Annotated in this window: 7 protein-coding genes; 6 read left to right on the top strand and 1 reads right to left on the bottom strand. The window is 72.8% G+C overall.

Features of this window, described 5'->3' with window-relative positions; genetic code table 11:
• Positions 1–87 precede the first annotated feature (87 nt).
• On the bottom strand, positions 88–1,326 hold the full coding sequence (locus ACZ6EM_RS39665; protein ID WP_452180604.1) for an FAD-dependent monooxygenase: 1,239 nt from the start codon (positions 1,324–1,326) through the stop codon (positions 88–90).
• Between the two features lie 299 nt (positions 1,327–1,625).
• Between ACZ6EM_RS39665 and ACZ6EM_RS39660 the strand changes: the two genes are divergently transcribed.
• The 6 genes from ACZ6EM_RS39660 to ACZ6EM_RS39635 all read left to right on the top strand — a co-directional run bounded on the left by ACZ6EM_RS39660 (position 1,626) and on the right by ACZ6EM_RS39635 (position 6,967).
• Positions 1,626–1,961, top strand: coding sequence for a hypothetical protein (locus ACZ6EM_RS39660; RefSeq protein WP_359914846.1), 336 nt, complete (start codon positions 1,626–1,628; stop codon positions 1,959–1,961).
• A 158-nt stretch (positions 1,962–2,119) separates the two neighbouring features.
• Complete coding sequence (locus ACZ6EM_RS39655) at positions 2,120–3,697, top strand: peptidoglycan-binding protein (RefSeq protein WP_401046491.1); 1,578 nt, start codon at positions 2,120–2,122, stop codon at positions 3,695–3,697.
• Between the two features lie 14 nt (positions 3,698–3,711).
• Positions 3,712–4,167: a protease inhibitor I42 family protein gene (locus ACZ6EM_RS39650; protein ID WP_465774603.1), complete on the top strand. Its 456-nt coding sequence runs from the start codon at positions 3,712–3,714 to the stop codon at positions 4,165–4,167.
• A complete protein-coding gene (locus ACZ6EM_RS39645) occupies positions 4,164–4,568 on the top strand; it encodes a hypothetical protein (protein ID WP_401046487.1) in 405 nt (134 codons plus the stop codon). Before ACZ6EM_RS39650 ends, ACZ6EM_RS39645 begins: the two co-directional genes overlap by 4 nt.
• Positions 4,569–4,718: 150 nt before the next feature.
• Positions 4,719–5,549 (top strand): glycerophosphodiester phosphodiesterase family protein, encoded by an 831-nt coding sequence (locus ACZ6EM_RS39640; RefSeq protein WP_452180603.1) that lies wholly within the window; start codon positions 4,719–4,721, stop codon positions 5,547–5,549.
• Positions 5,546–6,967: an MFS transporter gene (locus ACZ6EM_RS39635; protein ID WP_465774601.1), complete on the top strand. Its 1,422-nt coding sequence runs from the start codon at positions 5,546–5,548 to the stop codon at positions 6,965–6,967. The genes ACZ6EM_RS39640 and ACZ6EM_RS39635 overlap by 4 nt, the downstream gene beginning before the upstream one ends.
• The last annotated feature ends 152 nt before the right edge of the window (positions 6,968–7,119 follow it).

Below are 7,119 nucleotides of genomic sequence, written 5' to 3'. Positions count from 1 at the left end.
TTTCGGGTGGGGGGGTACGTCCCTTTTCTGGTGGGACCCCCCCCCCCTCCGGTTGTCCCCCCCCCCGCCGGCCGGCGGTGCGGCAGGTCAGTAGTCCGGCAGGTCGAAGTCGAGGGCGGCCCGGAAGGCCGCTTCCAGCTTCGGGTCGGACTGCCCGAGGTTCGTGACGGTCTCGGACCGGGCCTTCCGGTCCCCGGTCACGTCGAGGATCGCCTGGTTGGCGGCCACGTGGTCGCGCAGCCGCCGCTCGTAGGCGGGGTAGGCCGCACGGTGGTCGCCGTCGGCCGCGCGCAGTTCGCCCGCCAGGACGTAGGCGGCGGTCAGCGCCACGCTGGTGCCCTGGCCGGTGGCCGGGGAGCAGCAGTAGCCGGCGTCGCCGAGCAGGACGACGCGGTCGTTGGACCAGCGGTCCATCCGGATCTGGGCGACGACGTCGTAGTGGAAGGCGTCGGACTCCCGCATCGCCTCCAGGAAGCGCGGCAGCTCCCAGCGCGCGTGGGCGGAGCGCTCGGCCACCAACTGCCGCTGGCGGGCCGGGTCGCGCGGGAGCATGTCGTCGATCGGCTCGTCGCTGTGGAAGCCGACGAAGACGCGCAGTTCGCTGTTGCCGCGGACGGTCATCGCCATGCAGAACCAGTTCGGGTCGTCGCCGTCCCGGTGGGCGATCTCCCAGCGGTCGAGACCGAGGTGGTTGGGCGCGCTCCAGCCGGCGACGTAGGTGTTGATGGGGTGGAGGTAGTCCGCCTCGGGGCCGAAGACGAGGCGCCGGGTGTTCGAGTGCAGGCCGTCGGCGCCGACGACCAGGTCGAAGGAGCGCTCGGTGCCGCCGCGGAACCGGACGTCGACACCTTCCGGGTGCTGCGCCAGGGTGGCGATCGAGTCGTCGAAGCGGTACTCGACGCCGGGCCCGGCGGTCCCGGCGGTCCCGTCACCCGCGGCGCCACCGTCCGCTCCGGCGATCAGCTCGGCGAGTTCGTCGCGCAGGATCTCCACGTCCGGGCCGCCGATCGGCCCGCCGCTGGCCGTCCACTCGGTGGTGCTGCGCAGCTCGCGGCCGTCCGCGTCGACCACGGACATCCCGCGCAGCCCGGTCCGGCGGGCCCGGACCTCCTCCAGCAGCCCCATCCGCTCGACCACGGTCAGGGCGGTGCCGCGGATGTCCACCGCCTGCCCGCCGCCGCGCAGCGAGGGGGCCCGCTCCACGACCGTGACGCGGAAGCCGTAGCGGTTCAGCCAGTGGGCGAGCGCGGTGCCGGCGATCCCGGCGCCGGAGACCAGGACCGAGGTGGGGCGGGTGCCGGAGTGCGGCCGGATGCTGTTGGACATGGTGACCTCCCGTGGGTTGCTCCGTTTCAACACCAGCGTGGGCCGGGGCACTTGCACCGCGCGGACAGAACGCGGACACGGCGCTGTCACCGCTGACAGGACACCGGCGGCGGCGCGCTGACAGGACGGCGCCCGCTCAAGCCTCGGCGGGGCGCCGTGACCGATCGGTGGACGGTGTGTCATGAATCTGCAACAGCGCCCCCACCAGGCGCGATACGAATTGCCCGGGCACCGGACGGCCCGTATGGTGCTCGGACGCCGTCGCGCGGACGGCTCGGGGGACGCACGAGGGGTGAACCATGGCGCAGGGGTCGGGGTACGCGATCCAGGCCGGCGGGGCCGAGGGCCAGGCGAAGGCGCTGGACAAGGCGTCCGGGGACGAGGGCACGATCGGGACGGCGATCAGCGATCCGGTGTGCTACACCGCTGACGTGTTCGGGGGCGAGGACGTCGATCCGGCGTACCAGAACTTCAGCAGCTCCTGGCAGGCGCAGAGCGCGACGATCAAGAGCGCGCTGAGCGAGCTGGCGGGCAAGGTCCGCGGTTCCTCGGCCGGCTACCAGTCGGCCGACGGCGCCGTGGTGAAGGACCTCGTGGCGGCCTCGGGCAGCGGCGGGTACCGGCCCTTCGGCTGAGTCCGGCACACGGGCCGCGGCTGTACGCGCGGCCGAACGCGCGGCTGTACGCGTGTCCGAACGCGCGGCTGTACGCGCGGCCTGGCGGCCGACGAGGAGCCGACGGGCAGCGGCAGGAACCACACCACGGGCAACGGGAACGGGGCGAACGAGCCGCCATGGCAGGCGAATCCACCACGCAGCGCTGCAAGGCGCTGAGCGACCGGTTGAAGGACGTCCGCGAGGCGGACAGCAAGAACGGGCTGATCTCCGCGATCAAGGGAGCCCTCGCGGTCCACGCGCCGGTCGGGGACCCGGGCACCATCGAGGCCACCGGCAACCGCTACAAGAACGCGGCCGCCGACTCGAACCAGCTCCACCAGGACGTCCTGGCGGTCGCCACCGCCGGGCTGCCGGACGTCTGGACCGGTTCCACGGGGGCGAAGGCCGCCGAGGTGGTGGCCGCCGCGGCCCGCGCCGTCGACGAGCAGACCAGCGCGCTCCACAACGGCGGGATAGCCCTGCTCCACCTCGCGGACGCGCTGCGCAACGCCCAGGGCCAGGACGGCGCCGCGCGGTCCGCGCTCCAGCAGGTGCTGGGCTCGCTGGGCGGTGAGGACGGCTGGTTCGACGACTGGTTCGAGGGCGACGACGAGGAGGCGGCGCGCAAGAAGGCGCAGCAGGCCGCCGTGCCCCAGGTCGACGCGATGCTGAGCGCCGCCAAGCGCGCCGACGAGGCGGCCCGTGCGGCGGCCCGCGACCTGAACAAGCTGGCCTCCGAGGCCCGCGCGGGCAAGATGAAGACCGGTGCGGTCACCGCCGCCGACAAGCTCGTGCTGGCCGAGACCTCCGGTCCGGACGGTCCGACCGAGCTGAACGAGCTGTTGACCGCCAACGACATGAAGCGGTCCGGCGAGTACCTGGACAAGATGAACGAGAAGGACCGGGCGGACTTCGAGAAGCTGCTCGCCGACTCCAAGTCCCCGCAGGAGCGCGCCTATCTGATGAAGGCGCTGGCGGCCGGTCACAACCTGGACGAGATCCGCGCGTTCCAGGGCAAGATCCACGGCAAGGACCCGGAGTGGCTCCGGACGCACCTGACGCCCGTCCACACCGAGGACGACGACACCACCAGCGGCGGGACCAACGGCGACGGTTCCAACAAGAACACGGACGAGGTCACCTTCGACGGCGCCCGCTGGCAGCAGGCGAACACCGAGGGCACCTGCGTCGCCTCCTCCACCGTCACCGCCCGGGCGATGGTCGACCCGCTCTACGCGCTGGACCTGACCGGCGGGCCGACCGGCCAGGAGGACGACCCGGCGGCGTTCCAGCAGCGGCTGCTGGCCGAGCAGCACCGGGTGCACCAGGAGGGCGACGGCGGCGACAACTGGGACGGCATGGGGGCGGACGGCAAGGAGAAGGTGCTGGAGAAGGAGGTCAGCCCGCACACCGGCGCGGACTTCGACTACAAGAAGATGCCGAATCCCGACGACCGGCGCGAGCTCCTGCCGGACATCGAGAAGGCGGTCGCCGACGGCAAGCCGGTGCCGGTCGGGGTGGAGGGCTACGACAAGGACGGCAAGCGGTCGGGCCACGCCATGATGATCGTCGGCCAGGAGGGCAACATGCTGCAGATCTACAACCCGTGGGGCACCACCACCTGGGTCAGCGAGGACGACTTCGTCAACGGCCACATGGGCGGCGCCTCGGACAACCGGCTGCCCACCGCCTACGCCGTCCACCTGCCGAAGTGACCGGGACGGTACGGGTGTTCACGAGGATGCCGGTCCGGGCGGTGGCGCTGGCGGCCGTCCTGGCGGCCGGGCTGACGGCCTGCGGGCAGGACACGAAGGCCGCGCGGAACGGGCCGGAGCGCGGGCGGGTGCTCGGCGCGGAGGAGCGCTCGGTCGACCTCGCCGTCGGCGAGCGCTTCACGGTCGCCGTCCCGGACAACACCTCGGCCGGCGACCGCTGGAGCGTCGTGGACCCGAGGCCGGACGCAGCCGTCGCCGCCCTGGCCGACGAGCGGCTCGACCTCCCGGGGAAGTCGAAGACCTCGGACGGCGTCGGCGGCACCCGCTTCTACACTTTCGAGGCCAAGGGCCGCGGGACCACCGCCGTCACCCTCCTCAACTGCTTCCGCAGCTACTGCAACCTTCCCGCCCCCAGCGACGAGAACAGGAAACTGGTCGTGCGCAACACCTACACGGTGACGGTCCGATGAGCTCCGACGACCGCTTCCGCCCCAGGACGGACGACGAGCTGCGGCAGCTCGACGTGTCCGCCATGCTCCGCTACGGCCTGGCCTTCGCCGGCCCGCACCGGGCCGCGCTGTTCGGCGAGGGCGCCATCGCGGCCGCGCTGGCCGCCGACCGGCTGGGGGTGCTCCCCCGGTCGCTCGCCTTCCTCGCCGAGGTGGTGCGCAGCGGCGGCGCCCGCTTCGCCGCCGACCTCCCCGAGCCGCTCCCCGGGACGGAACCGGCCCGGCTCGCCCGCGAATGGCTGGGTTCGGCGGCCACCACCGTCACCACCGTCGACGGCGACCAGTTGCTCGCCCGCTGGCTGGAGGCCGTCGCGGAGATCCTGGGACTGCGCCGGGACGTCCGCGGTGGAGCGGGGGGCTGAGGGGCGGCCCGGCCCGGGGCCGGTCCTGCGGATCGGGGTGAAACCGAGCGTTACTGCTTGACAGGGTGCGTAATACTGTAACGCGGCACGCCCGCGGACCACGGCCTCGCGGCCCCGCCGGGTCCCTGTCCCCGCAGCTCGGAGCAGCACATGCACCCCTTCCTCGACCACCCCGGGCCGCTCGCCTTCGCGCACCGGGGCGGTGACCTCGGGCGCCCCGAGAACTCGCTCGCCGCCTTCGAGGCCGCCGTCGCGCTCGGGTACCGCTACCTGGAGACGGATGTTCACGCCACCGCCGACGGCGTACTGGTGGCCTTCCACGACTCACGCCTCGACCGGGTCACCGACCGCGCCGGGGCGGTGGCGGAGCTGCCCTGGGAGGCCGTCAGGCGGGCCCGGATCGGCGGGACCGAGCCGGTGCCGCTGCTGGAGGACCTGCTCGGCGCGTTCCCCGGCGCCCGTTTCAACATCGACGTCAAGGCGGCGCCGGCCGTCGGTCCGCTGGTCGAGGCGATCCGCCGGACCGACGCCTGGGACCGGGTCTGCGTCGGCGGCTTCTCCGACACCCGGCTGGCCGCCGTCCGCGCCGCCGCCGGTCCCCGGCTGGCCACCTCGCTCGGCCCCCGCGAGGTCGCCCGGCTGCGGCTGCGTTCGCTGGCCGAATCGTTCCTGCCGTCCGCCGGTCCGGGGCCGCTGTCCCGGCGCCGGGGGGCGCCGTTCGCCGGGCTGTGCGCCCAGGTGCCGGAGCGTCACCGGGGCGTCCGGGTGGTCGACCGGGCCTTCGTCCGCACCGCCCACCGGCTCGGGCTCCAGGTGCACGTCTGGACTGTGGACGATCCCACACGGATCAGGGCTCTCCTCGACCTGGGCGTGGATGGCATCATGGCCGATCGCATCGACGTCCTGCGGGACGTCCTCGGCGAGCGCGGCTGCTGGACGGACGGCAGTACCGGCTCCAGCACGGTGATGGGAACCCCATGAGCACCACGAACTCGGCGACGCACCTGCCGGACGACCCACCGACCGATCCCGCGGCCGGCCCCGCGGCCGTCGACGACGACGGACGGTCCCTGCGCCGGATACAGTTCGGCTGGTACGTCAACGACTGGGCCAACGCCGCCTTCTCGGCCACCGTCCTGACCGTGTTCCTCGGCCCGTACCTGACCTCCGTCGCCAAGGACGCCGCCGACGCGGCCGGCAATGTGCACCCGCTCGGCCTGACGATCCGTGCAGGATCGTTCTTCCCCTACACGGTCTCCTTCTCCGTGCTGCTCTCGGTCGCGGTGATGCTGTTCACCGGCACGGTCGCCGACCGCACCGGCCGGCACAAGGAACTGATGTGCGGCTTCGCGTACCTCGGCTCGCTCGCCACGATGGGGATGTTCCTCCTCCAGGGCGACCGCTACCTGCTCGGCGGCGCACTGCTGGTGGTCGCCAACATCTCGTACGCGGTCTCGGTCGCGCTCTCCTACGCCTACCTGCCCGGCCTGGCCTCCCCCGACGAGCGCGACAAGGTCTCCTCCAAGGGCTGGGCCTACGGCTACGCGGGCGGCGGACTGCTGCTGATCGCCAACCTGGCGCTCTTCCAGGGCCACGACGCGTTCGGCCTGGACTCCGGCACCGCCGTGCGGATCTGCCTCGCCTCGGCCGGCCTGTGGTGGGCGCTGTTCACCGTCGTCCCGATGCTGCGGCTGCCCTCCCGGGCCGGCATCGCCCCCAGCCCCACCGCGGCCCCGGCCGAGGACGGCGGGCCCGCCGGCGGCAGCCTGCGCCAACTCGCCACCACCCTGCGCGGCATGCGCAAGCACCCGCTCACGCTGCTCTACCTCGCCGCCTTCCTCTGCTACAACGACGGCATCCAGACCGTCGTCTCCCAGGCCTCGCTCTACGGCAGCGAGGAACTCGGCATGGAGCAGACCTCGCTGGTCACCGCCGTCCTCCTGGTCCAGGTCGTGGCGATCGGCGGCGCCCTGCTGCTCGGCCGGATCGCCCACCGGTACGGCGCCAAGCGGACCATCCTCGGCTCGCTGGTCGGCTGGGTCGTCACGCTGGCCCTGGGCTACTTCATGCCCGCCCACCAGCCCGCCTGGTTCTACGCCCTGGCCTGCATGATCGGCCTGGTGCTCGGCGGCAGCCAGGCGCTCTCGCGCTCCCTGTTCTCCCACCTCGTCCCGCCGGGCAAGGAGGCCGAGTACTTCAGCTTCTACAAGGTCAGCGACCGCGGCACCAGCTGGATGGGCCCGCTGGTCTTCGGCCTCGCCTACCAGATCACCGGCAGCTACCGCTCGGCGATCATCTCGTTGCTGATCTTCTTCGTCATCGGTTTCGTCGTCCTGTTGAAGGTGCCGGTCCGCCGCGCCATCGAGGCCGTCGGCAACCCGGTGCCCGAACGGCTCTGACGGCGCCTCCGGCTCCGACGGCCCTGTCGGCCCGCCCGACGACCCGGGCCCGGGGGGTTCCCCGGCCGGGCGGGGGGGAGGGCGGGGGCGGGGGGGTTCTCACCCCTCGTTTTTCCCGGTGATCCGTGGTTTTCTTCCTTTCTTCTAATCTC

This window comes from Kitasatospora sp. NPDC041917 (assembly GCF_055589745.1).
The sequence above is the reverse complement of the archived record's forward strand: the minus strand, read 5'-3'. Positions and strand labels throughout refer to the sequence as shown.